This window comes from Megasphaera sp. ASD88, from assembly GCF_002287425.1.
GTDB lineage: Bacteria > Bacillota > Negativicutes > Veillonellales > Megasphaeraceae > Megasphaera > Megasphaera stantonii.
The window spans coordinates 57794-79322 of the sequence record NZ_NQXW01000008.1 but is presented as its reverse complement, the minus strand read 5'-3'; the positions used below and the strand labels follow the sequence as shown (position 1 = coordinate 79322).

Sequence of the window (21529 nt, the reverse complement as noted above, 5' to 3'; positions counted from 1 at the left end):
ATAGAGTAAGATGATGATAGTGGCACATAGGTTTCCTCCGAGATATAGATTTTGTTTGGTAGCATTATTATATCAGAAACCTATGTGTCATTTTTTATAGGTGTTGCACTTGTATTGTAAATTCGCCACATAATAAATCAAAATACCATATGTAGATATTTTTTATTAGGTATCTATCTTGAAGGTATGGTATAATCAATCATATAGAAGTGAAACGGAATATATAGGTATAGCTAATTATTTTTTAGGATTGGGACGCTATGGATATCGAATGGGATTTGCTGCTGGCGCACTGGGATGCAGAACTGAAAAAAGGGCAGTATATAAAAGACCACGCGAGGAATACGGCTGAGTATATGGCTCGTATAGGTAAGTCTCTTGGGCTGGAATCTGTCTGCATTCTTATCGGCCTTCTTCATGATGCGGGAAAGGTAAATCGTGATTGGCAGAAATATATCCGCGGCGAAGCGGCGTCGGGCGGAGATCACGCCGGCGTCGGAGCTTGTTATGTCCAGTATGTATTGTATAACTATGTAAAGAATTCCGTACCTGCTGATACGTATCGATGGTACAGCATATATAATGAATTCCTCATATATCCTATTCTGGCTCATCATGGATTGTACGACGTGCTCAAGGAAATGGAAGACGGTTCTGTCTGCTGCTGGACAGAAAAGAGGCTGAAAGAAAATGAGCGCCTTATCTTAGCGCATGAAGAGCTGACATCCTTTATCCATGTATTGGACGGCTGGGCTGTAAAATGGTTTAAGACATCCCTTTTTCAGTTGTATCAGAAGGGGTTTGCTGAATGGATGGATTGGCATAAAGCCATTCATCGCATGATCGGGAAATCGGGAAAAGCCGTCACGCAGGATGCATCCAGTCGGCGTCAGGCCAGCTTGTTTTATTTCGGCGCTACTGTACGGTTATTGACGAGCATATTAAAGGAAGCAGATGTATATGATGCGGCGAACTGGGCCATGGAAGAAAAACATCACGTATACGAAGAAGATGAATTAGACGCTGTTTGGAAGCAAATGAGCGGCAACGTAGAACATCTATATGACCAATTTCATCAAGCCAAGAATCCGTCTTTACTGAACCAAGTACGCACGGCAATGGCTGATGAAGTGTATGCGGCAGCAGTGAAGACAAAAGATGGCTGTTACAAGCTGTCGCTGCCAGTAGGGGCGGGCAAGACGAACGCCTCTCTTCGCTATGCCCTGCATCACGCCCGTACATTCCACGACCGGAGAATCATATATGCGACAGCGTTTTTGTCCGTGTTGGAACAAAACGCCAAGGATATTCAGGATATCATCGGAAAGGAACATGTGCTGGAGCATCACAGTAGCGTCGTCTCCGACGGTTTCGAGGGAGAAGAGGACGAATACGACGGTGCCGAATATCTGCGGGAAAGCTGGGAATCGCCGGTTATACTGACGACGCTGGTACAGCTCAGCAATACGCTGTTCAAAGGGCAGTCGGCGTGCTTGAGGCGGTTTTCCAAGCTGATACGCTCCGTCATCATCATCGATGAAATACAGTCTCTCCCAGTGACGTGCGTACATGTGTATAACTTAATGATGAATTTCCTGACCCATATGATGGGCGCGACGATTATTCACTGTACGGCGACTCCGCCGGGCTTGGACGATGAAGGGAGTTTGAACTACCCCTGCATATATGAAAAGGACGAAAAGGGAAGTCCCGTCGCGTTAGTCGACGGGAGTCTCATGGCAGCGCCAGTTTTTGCGCGGGCTCAGTTTTATTCTCTTTTGGGCGAGCGATTTACACAGTTTTTATCTACGGAACAGCTCGTCGCCCATGTCATGACGCAGCTGGAGCAGGAAAAGAGCGCGTTGATTATCGTCAATACGAAAAAGGCCGTACGCAAAGTATACAACGCGATAGCCGATTGGCTCGACGAGCATGACCGGCCTGGGGAATGCTGGTATTTGACGACGAATTTATGCGCGGCCCATCGACTAGAGCGCATTACGCGCATGAAAGAGGAATTGCAGAAGCTGCGGGACGGCTCGAGGCAGACGCCGTTGATTTGCGTGAGTACCAATCTAATTGCCGCAGGCGTTAACATTGACTTTGACGTCGTATACCGTTCGTTGACCAGCCTGGACGGCGTGCTGCAGGCCGGCGGCCGGTGCAACCGCGATGGAAAACGGAAGGCCCCCGGACGGGTCTATTTGTTTATGTATATGGATGAAACGCTGGAAAAAATGCCCGTTCTGCAGAAAGAACGGGAGGCTTCTCTGGAAGCGCTGCGCAAGGTATATGGATCGAAGGGCGAAGAAGAAGCGCTGGATATAGGGGCGTGCTTAGACGAATATTTTCGGCGTTTATATCAGAAGAATCGGCAAGCTCTGGACTATCCGGTGCAGGACGGCCCGTTTTCCCAGACGCTGCTGCAGATGCTGTCTGAAAATCGGGATATGGCAGCGCAATACCGCATAGGACATGGCTCCTCTGCTCCGTATCTTCTGAGGCAGCGGTTTAAAACGGCGGCGGACGCCTTCCAGCTTATCGATAACAAGGAAAAGACAGTCATCGTTCCGTATAAGAACGAGGAGCTGATAGACGAAGTCTTTGCATTAATCGGTGACGACGGCCGTCCGGATTTCGCTGCGCTGAAGCCTGTGCTGCAGAAGCTGCAGCGATATACCGTCGGCATGTACGATATGAAAGAATACGTGCAGGTCATACCCGAGCTGGGAATATACCTGCTGGATCCAGAAGGATACGACGAAGAGTTTGGCTTGACGAAGGGAGAATGGAGTGAACTCATTTTTTAACTTGCATAAGGAGAAAAGATCTATGTTTCAATCCAACCCATTTTACATGAAGATAAGCGGCCCCTATGCGTTGTTCACCGACCCGATGAGCAAGGCGAACGGGGAAAAATTTACCTACCAAGTCCCGACGGCCCAGGCGCTGCAGGGCATCGTCGAAGCCGTGTATTGGAAGCCGACGCTGCGGTATGTAGTCGACGAAGTCAAAGTATTGAAACCGATTCAGACGGAGACGAAAAACATACTCGTACCCATGGTGAATGGGGATAAAGATTTGAGTTATTACACGTATTTAAAAGACGTGGCCTATGCCGTGAAATTTCATTTTGAGTGGGCCGATCGGCCGGATATGGCGAAGGACCGAAATGAAAAGAAGCACGAACAAATCTTGCTGCGCTCGATGAAACGCGGCGGACGGCACGATATCTTCCTGGGGACGAGGGAGTGCATCGGCGAAGTAGAACGGCTGCGGGCCAGCGAATACGAAGGGCTGACGACGCCCTTTTCGGGAAAGATATCCTTCGGCATCATGTTCCATTCCTTTTCCTATCAGGAGCGGATGAAAAAGGGAAGCCTTGCCGGCACGCTGTATTCGCAGTTTGCGCCGATCGTTATGGACGACGGGGTCATTACATTTATACGGCCGGAAGAATGCCGGATCCGCCATGAACTCCATGATTATCATGTAAAAGAATTTACGGAGGACATGTATATGCCCGTTGACGAACAATGGAACCTATATGACGAGGAGGGAGGAATGGCCGATGAATCTGCTTCAGGCGCTGCTTCAGACGTATAACGCTGCTGAAGCAGCGGGATTAGTCGACGTGTGGAAAGAATCAGAGCCTATGCTGCTGCCGCTGTACCACTCGAGCCGCCAGAGCCGGGGTGAAGATATCGTGCAGCTGACTATCAGCCGGGACGGGATGTTTTTGCAGGGCCGCTTTTTGACAAAGGGTGAATATACGGTCTTTCCCGTGTCGGAGGGCTCTCTCATCCGCACGGCCAACGACTGCCCCCATTTTCTGTGCGACGAGTTTTCCTATCTTGCGCCTGTAGAAAAAAAGAAGGGCGCCCGCCACGGCTTATACATGAAACAGCTTCAGGATCTATGGGAGTATGAGCAATGCCATCGTAATGACGATTTCCAAAGTATATATACCTACCTCATGTCGGAGACTGTCCGACGGGACGTGCTGCGTACGGTCCAAATCTGCTGCGGCGAGCAGGCCTATGACATCGAAGGAGACGTCGTTTCCTGGCAGGAAGAAGAAAAAGGGAAAGGTAAAACACGGCAAATTTCTCTGGAAGATTTGTTTATTACCTTTGCCGTAGAACACAACGACGGAGCCGTATCGGTTTCGCAGAATCGGGAGCTCCATCGATTTTTTATAGACTACGTACAGTATACAAACTGCGATAAGCCTGTAGAAACATGCGACGTTTCCGGCCTTCCCATGTACTGCGTGTCGTCCCATCGCGGCGTCGTCGGTACGGCGAAGCTGATAGGAATCAGCAATCATAAGGAAGCGTACATAGGGCGTTTTACCAAGGGGGAGCAAGTCTTTCACCTGGGCTATGAAACGTCGCAGCGAATTCATAACATGCTGAAATACTTATTGGATACGAAGCGGTACAGCGAGTATATCGGCGGCGGCGCCAACGTCGTTTCGTGGATGACCGGAGATTTGCCTCTAGGCGGTGCTCCGATCATGAAGGATATGGAAGAAGAGGAGCGAGATGATATCCTCGAAAGCGTCGTCATGGGAGAAATCGCCGCAGAGCCTGTACCCCTACGGCGAACGGAAGAAGAGGTGCTGCACGGGAAAGATAGCAAGACCATCGCCCAGTATTTTGCCGGCAAAAAAGATGCCGGAGACGAGATTTTCGATAACTACTTCTGCGTTCTCGTACTGGAAAAGGTTAATAACGGCAGGATGGCCGTAAAGTATTTCCGCGCGTTTCCCAAGGCCGACATAAAGCAGCGGGCCGAGGCCTGGTACGAAAGCATGAAATGGCCCGGATGGTCGGCAAAAAAGAAATCCTTCGTGTTAAAAACGCCGTCGGTGTACTCGGTCGTCCATTTCTTGTACGGCCAGGAAACGGAGAAGGGGATTATCTGCGCGAACGATAAGGTGCGGCGGGCGGCTATTGAGCGGCTGCTGCCCTGTATCCTGGAAAGAAAGCCCTTGCCGGCCGATATGATGCGAACGGCGTTTTTCCGCCTTACGAACCGTCAGTCTTATAGGAAATACTGGCCCCAGGCCCTGCTGATGGGCTGCGGCATCATCAAGAAATATTATTGGGATCATGGGATGTGGGATCAGAAGATTCCCGTATTGAAAAATAAAGGAGCGATACTGCGTATGGACAAGCGAAGCTTTGCCTACGGGCGATTGTTGTCCGTGTATGAAAAAATGGAAACGGCGGCCTTGGAAAGTAAGAGCGGCGGCGAAGAAAAGAAAAAGGAAAACTCCAATCTGCGGGTTACCAACGCGGCGCGCTTGTGGTCCTCCATGATACACCGCCCGTATCGGACGATTCCTATTTTAGAAGAGCGGACTCAGTATTGTAAGGCTATCCTGAGCAAGCAGAAGCCGGGATACAAGGTCTATTTTGAGAAGATATTGGCTGAGCTGTATACTGAAATTATGGAATATGAAGGAGACGGGCAGCATCATGAGAAGACAGCCAATTCCGATTTCATATTAGGCTATTATTATCAGCAGCAGCAATTTTATACGAAAAAAGACGAAACATCTGACGCGCAGCGGCAAGAAGGAGGAACGGCGGTATGAGCAGCTTGACGAAGAAAATAGATTTTGTGTTGTTTGTATCGGTACGGCAGGCAAATCCTAACGGCGATCCCTTGTTGGGCAACATGCCTCGTACCGATTATGAAGGTTATGGAGAAATATCCGATGTCTGCATCAAGCGAAAAATACGCAACAGGCTGCAGGACATGGGACAGGAAATTTTCGTACAGGCCAACGATCGGATAGATGATACCTGCAAGTCATTAGAAGAACGGTATAAGGCTCATTTTACATCAAAGCAGGGCGATGAAGAAGTCGCCGCGGCGGCATGCCAACGGTGGATCGACGTGCGGAGCTTCGGCCAGGTCATGACCTTCCAAAAAAATCAGTCGTTGGGTATCCGGGGTCCCGTGTCGGTCAGCCTGGGCAAAAGCCTGTCGCCTGTCGATGTGATTACCATGCAGATTACGAGAAGCACAAACGGTAAGGCTTCGGAAAATGGAAAGCGGTCGGCCGATACGATGGGAACGAAGCATTTTGTGGATTTCGGCGTATATAAGATTACAGGAAGCATGAACTGTTATTTTGCGCAGCGGACAGGCTTTTCCGACGAGGACGCCCAGCTGATTCGGCAGGCTCTGTTGTCCTTGTTTGAAAATGATATGTCGTCAGCTCGTCCCGAAGGCAGCATGACCGTAGAGAAATTGTATTGGTTTGTTCATCCCAATGCCTTGGGAATTGCCTCGTCGGCGAAGATTCATCAACTCGTGCAGGTGCAGGCTCAGGCCGATGAAAAAGTCCATGATTTCTCTGATTACGCCGTGTCTGTAGATGAAGACCGGTTCAACCTGTATCGGCAAAAGGGTCTGACATTAGAAATTGAAGACGGTATATGATGAAAAACGTAGGACAACGAAACGAAACTGAATATTTGCAGCTTGCCGGCCTGCAGCATTTTTCTTTCTGCCGCCGGCAATGGGCCCTCATCCACATTGAGCAGCAATGGGCGGAAAACTACTTTACCGTCGACGGAGCGATTAAGCATACATTGGTAGATGAAGGGCTGAGCGATGAAAAGATGGGCAAGAAGCGCGTGCTGCGCTCCTTGCCTGTCGTATCTCACGAGTTGGGAATACAAGGCGTGTGCGACGCTGTAGAGCTGATAGAAGACGAGGGCGGAGCTTACTTCAGCAAATACGATGCCCGCTTTATCGTATACCCCGTGGAATACAAGCGCGGGAAGCCGAAGACGATAGAAAGCGACATACTGCAGCTTACGGCTCAGGCTATGTGCCTGGAAGAAATGATGGAAGTCCGCGTCTCCCAAGGTGCGGTATTTTACTTTGAAACGCGCCGACGGGAGAAAGTCGAATTTACGGACGAGCTGCGGGCAACGGTCAGGAATATGACTGCCGAAATGAATAAGTATTACCGGCAGGGATATACGCCGAAGGCGCGGAAAAGCGCAAAGTGCCGGGCTTGTTCGCTGCAGGATATCTGCCTTCCGGGACTGCAGAAATTAGAATCGGCCCGATCGTACGTAGAGAGGATGTTGGGAGAATGAGAAAGCTACTAAATACATTGTACATCACGAAGCCCGACGTGTATTTAGCGACGCAGGGAGCGAATATCGTCATCCGGGAGCAGCAGAAGACATTGGCCCGCTATCCCCTCCATAATTTGCAGGACATCGTACTGTTTACGTATTTGGGGATGAGCCCGCAGCTCATGGAACGGTGCATGGCGTACGGAATCGGCATTGCCTACATGTCGCCGCAGGGACGCCTTATGGCCCGGATTCAGGGAAGCAGCAAGGGAAATATCCTGCTGCGGCGGACGCAGTACCGCGTAGCCGATGATCCGGCCCAATCATTGGATATTGTCCGCAACATCATTGCGGCTAAAATATACAACGAAAAATGGGTCATGGAACGATATATTCGGCAGTATGAGCACCGGCTGGACGGCAGGCGTCTGCAAGATTGTTCCCAGCAGCTGACGGATATGCTGGAAAAGGTTCGGGGCGCGTCTGCTTTGGATACGCTGAGAGGCTTTGAAGGCAGCGCTCAGGCTTTGTATTTTTCCTGTTTTGACGACATGATTTTAAATCAGAAAGACGATTTTACCTTTGGCATTCGCTCGCGCCGGCCGCCCTTGAACCGCGTCAACGCCCTTCTGTCCTTTATATACGCCGTGTTGTCCAACGACGTAGCCAGCGCGTTGGAGACGGTCGGTCTGGATGCTTATGCCGGATTTATGCACGCTGACCGGCCGGGCCGTGTCTCGCTGGCTCTGGATGTGGTGGAAGAATTGCGGGCTCCCGTTGCGGACCGCTTTGTCCTGTCCCTGATCAATAAAAAGGTCGTCGATGCCGGAGACTTCGACGCCGAGAGCAACGGGGCGGTCATGCTGAATGAATCGGGGCGCAAGAAAGTGATTGCCAAGTGGCAGGAACGCAAAAAAGAAGAATTGACGCATCCCTATATAAAGGAAAAAATTTCCTGGGGATTAGTTCCGTTTATACAGGCTTCGTTATTAGCCCGGTTTTTGCGAAACGATTTGGATGCCTATCCGCCCTTTCTTTGGAAATAGCAGGAAGCGAGGTGGCAGACGAAATGTATATTTTAGTTTCGTACGATATCAGTACAAATTCAGCGGCAGGAAAACGCCGTCTGCGGACGGCTGCTAAAATCTGTTTAAACTATGGGCAGCGCGTTCAGAACTCTGTATTTGAGTGCGAAGTAGACGAAGGACAATACTTGCAGCTGAAACACCAATTACATGAGGTGATTGACGAATCTGTCGATAACTTACGTTTCTATCGCCTCGGGAAACACTATAAAAAGACCGTAGAATCCATCGGCGTCGACAAACGATATGATATAGAAGGCCCGTTGATTCTGTAGCGGCTTTCCAGCGATAGAAATAGGCTGTGCGAATCGTAAGCATCGGATATATATCAGGAAGATTCGCACTCAAACAAGTAATATGCTGTCAAAATAGACGGCGATTTTCAGCAAATCAGCTGGATAAAGTTGTATAGGATTCTATATGTGCTATGTTTAGGAGTAAGAGATACCAAATGTAGCTGTCACCCTCCACGCGAGGGTGTGGATTGAAATATAGCAAAATCATGTGGTAGTGGTTCGGTTGTGAGTCACCCTCCACGCGAGGGTGTGGATTGAAATCAAATGCGGCTTTAATCGGTCCGTAGCCCAGCTCGTCACCCTCCACGCGAGGGTGTGGATTGAAATCAGGTGCAACTGGGGCTTATCCAAGAGTCCTTTAAGTCACCCTCCACGCGAGGGTGTGGATTGAAATGGTAAGACGTTCCGGCGCAGAGGCGGCAATCTCTGGTCACCCTCCACGCGAGGGTGTGGATTGAAATATGCAGGCCGTCGGCGCGTCCGGAGATCTTACGATGTCACCCTCCACGCGAGGGTGTGGATTGAAATGTTTCACTGCTTCATGGGTGATTTTGGTTATGTCGTCACCCTCCACGCGAGGGTGTGGATTGAAATGCCGACGGCGTAGACACGACAGCCGTCGCCTCGGCGTCACCCTCCACGCGAGGGTGTGGATTGAAATTTCAGATCGCGATAAATCCCAACAAGCCATTTCGTCACCCTCCACGCGAGGGTGTGGATTGAAATGCCCAGTCCAACCCGATTATGCAGCACATCAAATGGTCACCCTCCACGCGAGGGTGTGGATTGAAATCTCCTGTTTGCTTTGTTTGGTTACATTATACCGTGTCACCCTCCACGCGAGGGTGTGGATTGAAATATTGCGGTATTTTACAGCCTCCCCACGAATCAGCGTCACCCTCCACGCGAGGGTGTGGATTGAAATAGCGTGCTGCCGCTGCTGGCGACGTAGCTGTCCAAGTCACCCTCCACGCGAGGGTGTGGATTGAAATCCTAATCGTTCGGCAAGTTTTCCAAAAGCCACGCAAGTCACCCTCCACGCGAGGGTGTGGATTGAAATGTTGATGTCCCGGAATTGCGCCATCGTCAAATCCTGTCACCCTCCACGCGAGGGTGTGGATTGAAATTTGTCTTGCGCTTCCGGCGAATGGTCTTCTGGATGTCACCCTCCACGCGAGGGTGTGGATTGAAATCACAGTATCAATGCATAACGGTTATACCATTGTAGTCACCCTCCACGCGAGGGTGTGGATTGAAATTTCTTTGTTTGCCGCCGCTTTGGGCAGGTCCAAGGGTCACCCTCCACGCGAGGGTGTGGATTGAAATCGCTTGCCACTTTGCCGGCTGTCGGCGCATTTGAGTCACCCTCCACGCGAGGGTGTGGATTGAAATCGACTTGCGCCGCGGCCACCATGACGATCCTATGAGTCACCCTCCACGCGAGGGTGTGGATTGAAATAGTTTAGCGGAGCCGCGGACCCGGAGTACGTTTAGTCACCCTCCACGCGAGGGTGTGGATTGAAATTTCACAGAAAGGGCATGAAGGCACATGGCGTGTGGGTCACCCTCCACGCGAGGGTGTGGATTGAAATTAGTTGAAAAGAGCACTAAACAATAACCGTCCTAAGGTCACCCTCCACGCGAGGGTGTGGATTGAAATTTAATGGTGCAAATCTGGCTGGTGTCGATAAAGTGGTCACCCTCCACGCGAGGGTGTGGATTGAAATGTATTTTTAGGGGCTTTGCTGTCGTTGTGTTGCAGTCACCCTCCACGCGAGGGTGTGGATTGAAATCTATAAAACTTTATACCCTACGAGCTCAAGGCTCGTCACCCTCCACGCGAGGGTGTGGATTGAAATCGCGATCCGGAAAACGTGCGCCGGTATGAAGAATGTCACCCTCCACGCGAGGGTGTGGATTGAAATTTTTAAGCTCATCCCATAGTTATTAAGCATCTCTTGTCACCCTCCACGCGAGGGTGTGGATTGAAATTTTTTGCAGGTTGGCTAAATACTTTTTAAAGCAGTGTCACCCTCCACGCGAGGGTGTGGATTGAAATATAGCAGCTCCATGTTAACCGATATGGCACGTTAAGTCACCCTCCACGCGAGGGTGTGGATTGAAATATGGTCAACTCCCTGCGGCCGCGGCTCCTGGCCGAGTCACCCTCCACGCGAGGGTGTGGATTGAAATCTTTAAATGGCAGGAACGCATGGATTAATTCATGGTCACCCTCCACGCGAGGGTGTGGATTGAAATACGTTTACCCAATCCCATCTTAGACAGTCCTTGCGTCACCCTCCACGCGAGGGTGTGGATTGAAATCGACTCAATGCAATCATACGGGAGGTGAGTGTCGAGTCACCCTCCACGCGAGGGTGTGGATTGAAATCCTAGTAACGGATGATAGGGATAAGGGTAATCGAGGTCACCCTCCACGCGAGGGTGTGGATTGAAATATCAAAGCCCTGCGTCGGCGATACCAAAAAGCCGGGGTCACCCTCCACGCGAGGGTGTGGATTGAAATTGCAATGCCCGCACTAACTGCCGAAAATCCCTGGCGTCACCCTCCACGCGAGGGTGTGGATTGAAATTATTGGCATAAGTAGGCTTTACAAAAATTAGAAAAGTCACCCTCCACGCGAGGGTGTGGATTGAAATACAGACGAGATTCGTAAAATGGTAATAACCGCTACGTCACCCTCCACGCGAGGGTGTGGATTGAAATTGACTTTGTAAAGGTGCATATCTTAGGGCAATTCCGTCACCCTCCACGCGAGGGTGTGGATTGAAATCGTCGGATTGCCGCCACGTTTGAAGGCCATTTCCGTCACCCTCCACGCGAGGGTGTGGATTGAAATCCCACACGCTTGACCAACTCGGAGAGGAAGGACTGGTCACCCTCCACGCGAGGGTGTGGATTGAAATGATATGTCATGGGCAAGTATGCGCCGGACACACCGGTCACCCTCCACGCGAGGGTGTGGATTGAAATTCCAATAGTCAATATATATGCCCATCAGGACATAGTCACCCTCCACGCGAGGGTGTGGATTGAAATGTCTACAGCCTCGTCATTGGATAACAACCGGCCATGTCACCCTCCACGCGAGGGTGTGGATTGAAATACACCGCCAGAAGTTTGAAGCAGCTATGGATAAGGGTCACCCTCCACGCGAGGGTGTGGATTGAAATTGCAATGCCCGCACTAACTGCCGAAAATCCCTGGCGTCACCCTCCACGCGAGGGTGTGGATTGAAATGTTCCATCTGTATGCAGCGTTTTCGCTTATGTCAAGTCACCCTCCACGCGAGGGTGTGGATTGAAATGAAACGATCAAATTAAAGAAACCGCAAACGGGAGAGTCACCCTCCACGCGAGGGTGTGGATTGAAATCGCTACGTCATGGGCAAGTATGCACTAGACACGCCGTCACCCTCCACGCGAGGGTGTGGATTGAAATCTTTTGCAAGATGAGTGTTTGTTTTGTACCATTCCGTCACCCTCCACGCGAGGGTGTGGATTGAAATTCCGACTTGGTAAATCTGCTGTTCTGTCTGAGCAAGTCACCCTCCACGCGAGGGTGTGGATTGAAATGGGAATCAATCTGCCGAGTGTCCCAGATATTACGGTCACCCTCCACGCGAGGGTGTGGATTGAAATCTCCTCTACCATTTCCATCGCTCTAAAATCATCGGTCACCCTCCGTGTGAGGAGGCGAATTGAAAACTTAATATTACATTTTTGGATAAAATTATGGTAATAAAAGAATCGTAATATCTGTTATATATTAAATAGACTAAGACATAGGATGAATTAAGATTAAAATTTATTATACATGGGTATATAGAGAGTTTTGTTGCAAACGATATAAAAAATTTAAGCACCGCTAATTGCTCCTCCATATCTGTTATATTTTGTATAATTTATATTTTTATCTAGTGTAACTGTTAAAAATGATGAAAATAAATTGAATATCATATATATCTGTGTTATTATAATTTTACTATCGAAGGGGAGGGGAAAGGCATGATTAAGCGGGAGGCGTACATGAGCCGTATTCGGCCGTTTATTGGAAGCGATTTGGTCAAAGTACTAACGGGTATTCGGCGCTGTGGAAAGTCTGTTATGCTGGAACTGATTCAGGAGGAGATAATGGCGTCTGGTGTAGATCCTTCTCAGTTTATATCTATTAACTTTGAAAATATGAGCAATGCCAGTCTTTGTACTGCTCAAGCCCTTCATGATGAAATCATCTGCAGAGCGGCTAAGATTTCAGGAAAGATATATCTCTTTTTTGATGAAATTCAAGAAGTGCAGAATTGGGAAACATGTATCAATTCCTTTCGGGTGGAGCTGGACTGCGATATTTATATTACAGGCTCTAATGCCAAGCTGCTTTCCGGCGAGCTGGCAACGTATTTAGCCGGGCGCTATGTGGAGTTCGTCATCTATCCCTTTTCTTTTGACGAATTCATTCAGCTGTACCGTACTATTTTCCCGGAAGCAGATGTCAGGACGTGTTTCAATCGTTATCTCACTGCTGGAGGAATGCCGTATTTAGCCAACCTGCGATATGAAGAAACTGCTTGCCGTCAGTACTTGCAGGATTTGTTTAACTCTGTAGAGCTTAAAGATATTGTTCAACGCAATAAAGTTCGCGACGTAGATATGCTGGAGAGGATTATTGCCTATGTGACGGCCAACATCGGCACTACCTTTTCATCTACAGCTATTTCTAAGTATTTGAAGAGCGAAGGGCGGTCCGTATCGCCGGAAACGGTTTTAGGATATTTGAAAGCCTGTACTGACGCCTTTTTGTTCTATCAAGTGAAGCGGCAGGATCTCCGGGGGAAGAAAATTCTTACGGTGAACGAGAAATACTATGTGGCCGACCATGGTGTGCGGGAGGCCGTGTTTGGCGGCAATCAGCGAGATATTAATTTGGTATTGGAAAATATTGTCTATTTGGAGCTGCTGCGCCGCGGGTATGTTGTAACCGTAGGTAAAGTTGGCGATAAAGAAATTGATTTTATCTGTGAATCGCAAGGTAATCGGCTGTATATCCAGGTCGCCTACTTGTTGGCGTCAGAGGAAACGATTCAACGAGAATTTGGCGTTTATGAGCGAGTTCGGGACAATTACCCTAAGTACGTTCTTACGCTGGATGAGTTTGACATGAGCCGGGACGGCATCAAGCATCGAAATATTCGCGATTTCCTGCTGGAAAAAGAGTGGAGATAGACGTTGTCCGAGCTATCTGTTTACTGGATTAGATTTTCCCTTTTATGTTCCCTTAGGGATATGGTATCGGAAACAATTCTCGGAAAATCGCATAATTCAGTTAGTGAATGAGATTATATACTTTAATACATGGGTAAGTGCGAATTGCAAGTATCGGATATATCGTGGAGAGATTCGCACTCAAACAAGTAACATGTCGTCGAAATAGACAGCGATTTTCAGCAAATCAGCTGGATAAAGTTGCATCAAGTTCTATATATGCTGTATTTCGGAATAAGATATACCAAATGCAGCGGTCATCCTCCGTGTGAGGATGTGGATTGAAATGTTTCGGTCCAGGATGTTGTACACCCGTTCGATGGTCATCCTCCGTGTGAGGATGTGGATTGAAATCTCTATCAGCTCCAATAATTCGCCGTGGTAGTTGGTCATCCTCCGTGTGAGGATGTGGATTGAAATACCGTAAACCAATCGGCGTACCCGCCCGTACGGTCGTCATCCTCCGTGTGAGGATGTGGATTGAAATGTAATGAGCTGGCAGACAATACGTTTAGCTACACGGTCATCCTCCGTGTGAGGATGTGGATTGAAATGCTGTATTCTTTGCTGTTAATTTCGTAGTCAATACGTCATCCTCCGTGTGAGGATGTGGATTGAAATGGAACAGTTACTCACATCAAAATCCAAAGCGTACCGTCATCCTCCGTGTGAGGATGTGGATTGAAATAGGAAGAAGTAGATGCGCAACAGGCGAACACCGTGTCATCCTCCGTGTGAGGATGTGGATTGAAATTTTTACCGAAACCGTTTGGGATTATCCAGTAAAGGTCATCCTCCGTGTGAGGATGTGGATTGAAATAGCTTGATTTCGGTCTTTACATAATCGATAATGCGTCATCCTCCGTGTGAGGATGTGGATTGAAATTTCCTGACTAGCGGGAAAGACGCCGTCTTCGGCAGTCATCCTCCGTGTGAGGATGTGGATTGAAATTATTTACACTATAATCTACTTTAAGTAGAATGTCGTCATCCTCCGTGTGAGGATGTGGATTGAAATCCTAGCTTAAAGGTATTAAATATACGACCAGCATAGGTCATCCTCCGTGTGAGGATGTGGATTGAAATACGACAGGAGTACCAGTTAAGCCATGACGTGGCAGGTCATCCTCCGTGTGAGGATGTGGATTGAAATGAACCAATCCCAATTGACATGCTGCCGCAATCGCGTCATCCTCCGTGTGAGGATGTGGATTGAAATATAGTTCAAGCTCCCAAGGATTTGCAAAAATGCTGTCATCCTCCGTGTGAGGATGTGGATTGAAATTTCGTAGCTGTACACATTTTCCCGGCTGTACTTTGTCATCCTCCGTGTGAGGATGTGGATTGAAATCATAAGGAGCGAACATGGATGCGAAGAAAACTATGTCATCCTCCGTGTGAGGATGTGGATTGAAATGTATTTTTAGGGGCTTTGCTGTCGTTGTGTTGCAAGTCATCCTCCGTGTGAGGATGTGGATTGAAATGGAGTGATCCGCAAAAATATAACTGGCGAATGAAGTCATCCTCCGTGTGAGGATGTGGATTGAAATCTGGAAGAAGAGCTGAAAGCATGGCTGGTTTCTAGTCATCCTCCGTGTGAGGATGTGGATTGAAATCAGTTGTGTAACGCCAGATAATATCCAAGCAGTTCGTCATCCTCCGTGTGAGGATGTGGATTGAAATCATTTCGAAGACACACCCAGATTTTCAGCCAGCCGGTCATCCTCCGTGTGAGGATGTGGATTGAAATTGGCTCGTCTGCATGTCGTAAGACGCCGGTGTTACGTCATCCTCCATGTGAGGATGTGGATTGAAATCAAGTTGTAAATCTCTATATAGTCTTGCTCCTGCGGTCATCTTCCATGTGAGGATGTGGATTGAAATTGCGCCATATGCATGCTCTCAAACGAGGCGCCGGCGTCACCCTCTGCGTGAGGGTGTGGATTGAAATTTCATGAGGTCGTCGATGCAAAAATCGCTGCACCGGTCACCCTCCACGTGAGGGTGTGGATTGAAATCAGCTAACTGCAGTAGCAATATCCGTTTTCGACGTGTCGCCCTCCGTGCGAAGACTGTTCCTGTATTTTTTGTATGTACCATGACTGTGGCTTGTATATTTTATAATGTGCCCTTATATACTTATTATGTATATAAGGGCATATATACTATTGGGTCAGGAAAATATTTCCTGTATAAATACAAAAAAAGCCTATGGTAATAAGAGAAAGTATGGTATTATTAAAATCATACAAATGTATTTATAGGAGGGATTTTTTATGGAATTGCTTAGGAATTGGAAGGTGCACCTATTTGCGTTCATTATCATCATTATTGCTGAACTGATAGGCGTTCATTCTTTCGGTCTCGTCGTATTTTTACCGCTGCTGTATGCACTGGTAATGGGCGGCATCCTCAGTTATCCGTCTCTTGGAGTCATGAATGAAAAAATGATGGATGTAGCCGGCAAGGTCATGCCGATTGCCATGCTGGTGCTGATCGTAAAGATCGGTCTCGGCATCGGGCCGAACCTGCACATGCTGCTGAATTCCGGCTGGGCATTGATCATGCAGGAATTAGGTCACTTCTTCGGCACGATTGTCTTCGGTCTTCCCATGGCCCTGGCCTTAAAGATGGGCCGCGAAGCTATCGGCGCCTGCTATTCTATTGACCGCGAACCGAACGTAGCGATTATTGCTGAAAAATACGGTATCTTTTCTCCTGAAGGCCGCGGCGTTATGGGCATGTACATCTGCGGCACCTTGTTCGGCGCGCTGTGGATTTCTATTCTGAGCGGCATTATCGCCCGGACGGGATTTTTCCATCCCTATGCCCTGGCGATGGGCGGCGGCATCGGCAGCGCCAGCATGATGGCCGCGTCTATCGGCTCTCTGGTCGCCGTATTCCCGGAAGAAGCGCAGCGCATCCAGGCCTATGCCGGCGCGGCAAACCTCATGACGACCATTTTGGGCATTTACTTCGCCCTGTTCATTTCCCTGCCCGTTACGGTTAAGGTATACGAGCTGGTTACGGGCGATAAACGGTCTAAAAATGCTCCTGTCGAAGCGGTTCAGGAAGAAAACGTCGTCGCCGACGCCGTTCCCAAGGCTGCGGAAAAGCAGAGCTTTGGCGACATGATGCGCGACACGATCATCATTTTAGTATTAACTGGTATTTTCTGCACCGTCGGCAACTGCGTCGGCTTCGGCGGCACTCTTGCCGATTCGGCTATCAGCTCTATCGTCTTTGTCGTCCTGTCTCTTATCGGCGTGCTGCTGGCCCATGTTCCCGGCCTGAATAAGCTGCCTATCGTGTTCTGGGCATCTATCATCGCCGTCATCGTGTCGATTCCCGGATTCCCCGGCGAAGCCTGGATTACTCAGACGACGGGCAAGTTCAGCGTACTGGCTGCGACGACGCCGATCCTGGCCTATGCCGGCTTGTCGCTGGGCAAAGATATTCCGGCCTTTAAGCGCCTGTCCTGGCGTATCGTTCCCGTAGCGCTTATGGTAGCGACAGGTTCGTTCCTCGGCGCGACGATTATGGCGGAAATCGTCCTTCATCTGGAAGGCATATTCTAAGCAAGCAAATCTTATGAAAAAAGGTGTGTATAAATGACAAAAGAAGAATTAAAGAAAGCAGTGTGCGAAGCCATTGAAAAGCGTTTCGACGACATAAAGGCCTTCGGCGAATCTATCTTCGCCGAACCGGAATTGGGATATAAGGAATATAAGACGTCGGCCAAGGTAAAGGAAGCCTTCGATAAATTGGGCATTTCCTATACGGACGGCTGGGGCATCAACGGCGTAAAAGGCCGCATGAAGGGGACGAAATCGGACCGTACCGTCGCCGTCTTCGGCGAGCTGGACGCCCTGGTCTGCCGCAATCATCCCGGCGCCGATGAAACGACGGGAGCGGCGCACTGCTGCGGCCACTACGTGCAGATGGCCAACCTGATGGCCGTCGCCATGGCCCTGCACGATACGGACGCCATGAAATATTTGGGCGGCGACGTCGTTTTATTCGCCGTGCCTGCTGAAGAATGCATTGAAATCGAATACAGGAATTCCCTGCGGAATAAGGGAAAAATTCATTTCCTCGGCGGCAAGGAAGAAATTATTTACCAAGGCGGCTTCGACGATATCGACGCGGCGATGCAGATGCACGTCACGACGACGGACGACCCGCAAGGCGAAATACAGCTTGGAAGTCCCTGCGACGGCTTTATCAGCAAGCTCGTCGAATACCATGGCAAGGCAGCGCACGCCGCGGCGGCTCCTCACGACGGCATCAACGCCCTGAACGCGGCCATGTTGGGCCTCATGGGCGTCAACGCCCTGCGTGAAACCTTCCGCGAAGAAGATTATGTCCGCTTCCATCCCATCATCACCAGCGGCGGCGACTTGGTAAACGTCGTTCCCGATCACGTGCGGATGGAAAGCTACGTCCGCGCCGCCTCTGTCGAGGCCATTAAGGAATATAACGCCAGCGTCGACCGGGCCCTGCAGGCCGGGGCGCTGGCCGTCGGCGCGACCTGTGAAATCCAGAATCTGCCGGGCTACCTGCCCATGCGTCAGGATAAAAAACTGACGAAGCTGCTGGAAGAAAACTGCCAGTCCATCTTCGGCGCAGAGCACATCCGCTATACGCCTCAGGATACGGGCAGCACCGATATGGGCGACGTATCGCACCTCATGCCGATTATCCATCCCTGGGTCGGCTGCGTCCACGGCGCGCTGCACAGCGTGGATTTCACCCTCTTTGAAGAAAAGACGGCCTACACGAAGACGCCCCAGGCGCTGGCCTGCGTCCTCATCGACTTGCTTTACGGCGACGCCCAGGGCATCGAAGACCTGCTGGACGGCTACAAGCCCCTCATGACGAAGGAAGAATATCTGGAGTACATGGCGTCCATAAAATAACGGCGTTTTTAAACGAAAGGTAATCGGGCCGTAACGATATACGGAATTGTCTGACGAAACAGGCCGTCGATGGCCGCGGTACAAATGCGCGCGGCAAGGCGGCCTGTTTTTTGCTGCAGGAAATCGATGCTGGTACCTGTATGACATATAAATCATGAGCATACTGGTCATATAAAAATGATACGGTAAAGTTATCAGACTCCATTGACAAGAAAGGAAAATAGTATAAACTTATACAAAAATAAAAGTGTTCATATAATGGAACAGGACGAACGACGGCGCCATGAAATAGGGGATATCGTCTTCCTTGGCTTCGTCGTCTATGGAGAAAGAAGGAAGTTTCAGTGGAAATCAGTCTGATATTACTAAAGGAAACGGTAAAGCTGTTTCTCATCATGCTCATGGGCTTCGCTCTCATACGGACGGGCAAGCTGCGCAGCTCCGACGGCAAGGCCTTGTCCGTCCTGCTGGTCTATCTCATTTTGCCGTGCGTCATCATTCATTCCTTTCAGGTAGAGCCGAGCGAGGCCGTGCGCAGGGGGCTGCTCTTCGCCTTTTGTGCCGCCGTCGCCGTTCACGCCTTGTTCATCCTCCTCACGGCGGCCTTCCGTCCCCTTTTCAGCCTGAAGGCTGTCGAGCAAATGGCTTTGATTTATACCAATGCGGGCATACTGGTATTTCCCCTGGTTACGGCTCTGCTGGGGACGGAGTATCTCATTTATCCCTGCGCCTACGCCGTAGTCCAGCTGATACTGCTATGGACGCACGGCTCCTGCCTTCTCTGCGGGCGAGGGGAAATCCATATCCGCAGCATCGTCTGCAACATCAATATCTTGGCCATATGCTTCGGTGCAGCCCTCTTTCTGCTGCATATTTCCCTGCCTCCCCTCATAGACCAGACTATGGGCAGCGTCGGCTCCATGATCGGCCCCGTCGGTATGCTCATTACGGGCATGGCCATTGCCGACTGCGATTTAAAGGAAATCTTCGGCAAGCTTCGTGCCTATCTGCCCGTAAGCCTGCGGCTCGTCGTATATCCTGTCGTCCTGGCCGGCGTTCTGGCCCTGTTGGGTGCGGCATCTTTTGTCGACGACGGGAAGAACATTCTCATGACGATATTTTTAGCGTCTATTACGCCGACGGCGGCCATCGTCACGTCTATGGCCTCCTTATACGACAAGGACCCGGTGTATTCGGCCGAGCTGTGCGTCTTATCGACGATATTGTCTATCCTTACGATGCCGGCCCTCTTATTCGTATTTGACAAATTGATATAAAGGCTTCCCAGCACGGCGAAAGGCCCTCCGTCCATGAAGACGGGGGGCCTTTCGTTCATTAAGGTGATTTAGTTGAATATGGGAATCATAGGAGAGAATGCGAAGTTATTGGTCGTCGACGTTAATGATCTTCGACGGGTTGAGGATGTTGTTGGGATCGAGGGCCTTCTTGATGGCGCAGATTATCTTGTATTCGCCGGGAGGCGTGCAGCGCTTGAAGTCGTGGAGCTTTTTGTAGCCGATGCCGTGTTCGCCGGACATCTTGCCGCCTAAGGCGTATACTTCGTCGAACAGGTCTTTATGGAAGCCTTCCATCTTTTCCATCCATTCGATAGGAGACAGCTTGTCGACGTTCAGCGGCAGGACGTGGATGTTGCCGTCGCCGATATGAGCCGACGTTACGCTGTAAATGCCGTGTTTTTCTTCCAATCCCGGAATCTTGGAGGTGATTTCGGCGATGTGTTCGAGGGGAACGACGAAGTCTTCGGCGACGAACATGATGTCGATGTCGCGGGCCGCTTCGGCGAATTGACGGCGGCATCCCCAGATGCGGTCGTCGGCCTGGATGACGTCGACAGCGCCCATGGCGTCGCACAAATCGCTCAGTTTTTCCATCTTCTTGTCCAGTTCGTCTTCGTCGAACGTTTCTACCGTAATGATGACGTAGCAGCAGCCTTCGTCGACGTGGGGCAGGGATACCTTGCAGAACTTGCTGCACATGGACAGGGCCTTGTTGTCCATGTATTCGATGCTCGTCGGTTCGAGGCCGGCCTTGAGGATCTTGTTGGGCAGGGCGAATCCCTTTTCGTCTTCCTTGAAGATGGCGACGAGGTCGAATTTATACGGCGGCAGGGGACGGAGCTTCAGCGTGACTTCCGTTACGATGCCCAGGGTGCCTTCGGAACCGCAGATGAGCTGTTCCAGGCAGTAGCCTGTAGAACATTTCTGCAGGCGCGCGCCGACGTCGACGATGTCGCCTGTAGGCGTGACGACCTTCATGCCGTAAATCTGGTTGCGCGTCGTGCCGTATTTGACGGCCTTGTTGCCGCCGGCGTTGGTCGCGACGTTGCCGCCGATCTGGCAGCTGTCGGCGCTGCAGGGGTCGCCGGCATAGAGCAGGCCGTATTCGTTGACCGTCTTTTGGATGACGCTGGTGCGGACGCCGGTCTGAACGACGGCGTACATGTTGTCCGTATCAATTTTCAGGATTTTGTCCATGCGGTCCAGCTCCATGACCATGCCGCCGTGGACGGGGATGGCGCCGCAGGCGACGCCGGAGCCGGCTGCGCGGGGCGTAATCGGCACGAGGTATTTATTGGCGAGCTTTACGACTTCCGCTACTTGTTCCGTCGTTTCGGGGAAGACGACGACTTCCGGCGTGTGGAACCAATAGGAGTTACCTTCTTCGTCCGTTTTGTAGACGTCTAATTTTTCCGGGTCGACAGTGACGCCCTTTTCGCCTAATACGCTTTTCAGTTCCTGTACTAATTCGTCCGTTACTTTGTTGAATGTTGACATACGATGACACGCTCCTTCTGCAAGTGATTAAAAATAAACAGG

At 50.1% G+C, this 21529-nt stretch carries 12 protein-coding genes and 2 CRISPR repeat arrays; of the genes, 11 read left to right on the top strand and 1 reads right to left on the bottom strand.

Annotated elements, in window-relative coordinates:
• Positions 1-260 precede the first annotated feature (260 nt).
• From CJ260_RS06300 to CJ260_RS06250, 11 genes are all read left to right on the top strand, one after another.
• A complete protein-coding gene (locus CJ260_RS06300) occupies positions 261-2810 on the top strand; it encodes a CRISPR-associated endonuclease Cas3'' (protein ID WP_095629599.1) in 2550 nt (849 codons plus the stop codon).
• A gap of 22 nt (positions 2811-2832) precedes the next feature.
• Entirely contained in the window at positions 2833-3606 is a 774-nt protein-coding gene (gene cas5c, locus CJ260_RS06295; protein ID WP_095629598.1) for a type I-C CRISPR-associated protein Cas5c, read from the top strand.
• Complete coding sequence (gene cas8c / locus CJ260_RS06290) at positions 3572-5605, top strand: type I-C CRISPR-associated protein Cas8c/Csd1 (protein WP_158221377.1); 2034 nt, start codon at positions 3572-3574, stop codon at positions 5603-5605. The genes cas5c and cas8c overlap by 35 nt, the downstream gene beginning before the upstream one ends.
• Entirely contained in the window at positions 5602-6459 is an 858-nt protein-coding gene (cas7c, locus tag CJ260_RS06285) for a type I-C CRISPR-associated protein Cas7/Csd2 (protein ID WP_095629596.1), read from the top strand. Before cas8c ends, cas7c begins: the two co-directional genes overlap by 4 nt.
• Positions 6456-7127 carry a CRISPR-associated protein Cas4 gene (gene cas4 / locus CJ260_RS06280; protein ID WP_233127906.1) on the top strand — a complete coding sequence of 224 codons (672 nt, stop codon included), beginning with the start codon at positions 6456-6458 and terminating at the stop codon, positions 7125-7127. The genes cas7c and cas4 overlap by 4 nt, the downstream gene beginning before the upstream one ends.
• The gene (gene cas1c, locus CJ260_RS06275; protein ID WP_095629595.1) at positions 7124-8155 is read left to right on the top strand and encodes a type I-C CRISPR-associated endonuclease Cas1c; all 1032 of its coding nucleotides are present in this window, start codon (positions 7124-7126) and stop codon (positions 8153-8155) included. The genes cas4 and cas1c overlap by 4 nt, the downstream gene beginning before the upstream one ends.
• A gap of 23 nt (positions 8156-8178) precedes the next feature.
• On the top strand, positions 8179-8469 hold the full coding sequence (gene cas2 / locus CJ260_RS06270; RefSeq protein ID WP_095629594.1) for a CRISPR-associated endonuclease Cas2: 291 nt from the start codon (positions 8179-8181) through the stop codon (positions 8467-8469).
• Between the two features lie 184 nt (positions 8470-8653).
• Positions 8654-12219: a CRISPR direct-repeat array (repeat unit 32 nt; unit sequence GTCACCCTCCACGCGAGGGTGTGGATTGAAAT).
• A 300-nt stretch (positions 12220-12519) separates the two neighbouring features.
• Positions 12520-13734, top strand: coding sequence for an ATP-binding protein (locus tag CJ260_RS06265; RefSeq protein ID WP_095629593.1), 1215 nt, complete (start codon positions 12520-12522; stop codon positions 13732-13734).
• Between the two features lie 295 nt (positions 13735-14029).
• A CRISPR array of direct repeats spans positions 14030-15791; the repeat unit is 32 nt; unit sequence GTCATCCTCCGTGTGAGGATGTGGATTGAAAT.
• A 258-nt stretch (positions 15792-16049) separates the two neighbouring features.
• Positions 16050-17351 carry a DUF3100 domain-containing protein gene (locus CJ260_RS06260; RefSeq protein WP_087478721.1) on the top strand — a complete coding sequence of 434 codons (1302 nt, stop codon included), beginning with the start codon at positions 16050-16052 and terminating at the stop codon, positions 17349-17351.
• A 33-nt stretch (positions 17352-17384) separates the two neighbouring features.
• Positions 17385-18692, top strand: a complete 1308-nt coding sequence (locus CJ260_RS06255; RefSeq protein WP_095629592.1) for an amidohydrolase — start codon at positions 17385-17387, stop codon at positions 18690-18692.
• 344 nt (positions 18693-19036) lie between these two features.
• Complete coding sequence (locus CJ260_RS06250; RefSeq protein WP_095629591.1) at positions 19037-19969, top strand: AEC family transporter; 933 nt, start codon at positions 19037-19039, stop codon at positions 19967-19969.
• Positions 19970-20074: 105 nt separating this feature from the next.
• Here CJ260_RS06250 and CJ260_RS06245 read toward each other — a convergent pair whose 3' ends face one another.
• Positions 20075-21487: an FAD-binding oxidoreductase gene (locus CJ260_RS06245; RefSeq protein ID WP_095629590.1), complete on the bottom strand. Its 1413-nt coding sequence runs from the start codon at positions 21485-21487 to the stop codon at positions 20075-20077.
• Between the last annotated feature and the right edge of the window lie 42 nt (positions 21488-21529).

Bases quoted from the DNA above. Each gene is read 5' to 3' on its own strand.
- CJ260_RS06300 (WP_095629599.1), top strand. From the start codon at position 261: ATGGATATCGAATGGGATTTGCTGCTGGCGCACTGGGATGCAGAACTG.
- cas5c (WP_095629598.1), top strand. From the start codon at position 2,833: ATGTTTCAATCCAACCCATTTTACATGAAGATAAGCGGCCCCTATGCG.
- cas8c (WP_158221377.1), top strand. From the start codon at position 3,572: ATGAATCTGCTTCAGGCGCTGCTTCAGACGTATAACGCTGCTGAAGCA.
- cas7c (WP_095629596.1), top strand. From the start codon at position 5,602: ATGAGCAGCTTGACGAAGAAAATAGATTTTGTGTTGTTTGTATCGGTA.
- cas4 (WP_233127906.1), top strand. From the start codon at position 6,456: ATGATGAAAAACGTAGGACAACGAAACGAAACTGAATATTTGCAGCTT.
- cas1c (WP_095629595.1), top strand. From the start codon at position 7,124: ATGAGAAAGCTACTAAATACATTGTACATCACGAAGCCCGACGTGTAT.
- cas2 (WP_095629594.1), top strand. From the start codon at position 8,179: ATGTATATTTTAGTTTCGTACGATATCAGTACAAATTCAGCGGCAGGA.
- CJ260_RS06265 (WP_095629593.1), top strand. From the start codon at position 12,520: ATGATTAAGCGGGAGGCGTACATGAGCCGTATTCGGCCGTTTATTGGA.
- CJ260_RS06260 (WP_087478721.1), top strand. From the start codon at position 16,050: ATGGAATTGCTTAGGAATTGGAAGGTGCACCTATTTGCGTTCATTATC.
- CJ260_RS06255 (WP_095629592.1), top strand. From the start codon at position 17,385: ATGACAAAAGAAGAATTAAAGAAAGCAGTGTGCGAAGCCATTGAAAAG.
- CJ260_RS06245 (WP_095629590.1), bottom strand. From the start codon at position 21,487: ATGTCAACATTCAACAAAGTAACGGACGAATTAGTACAGGAACTGAAA.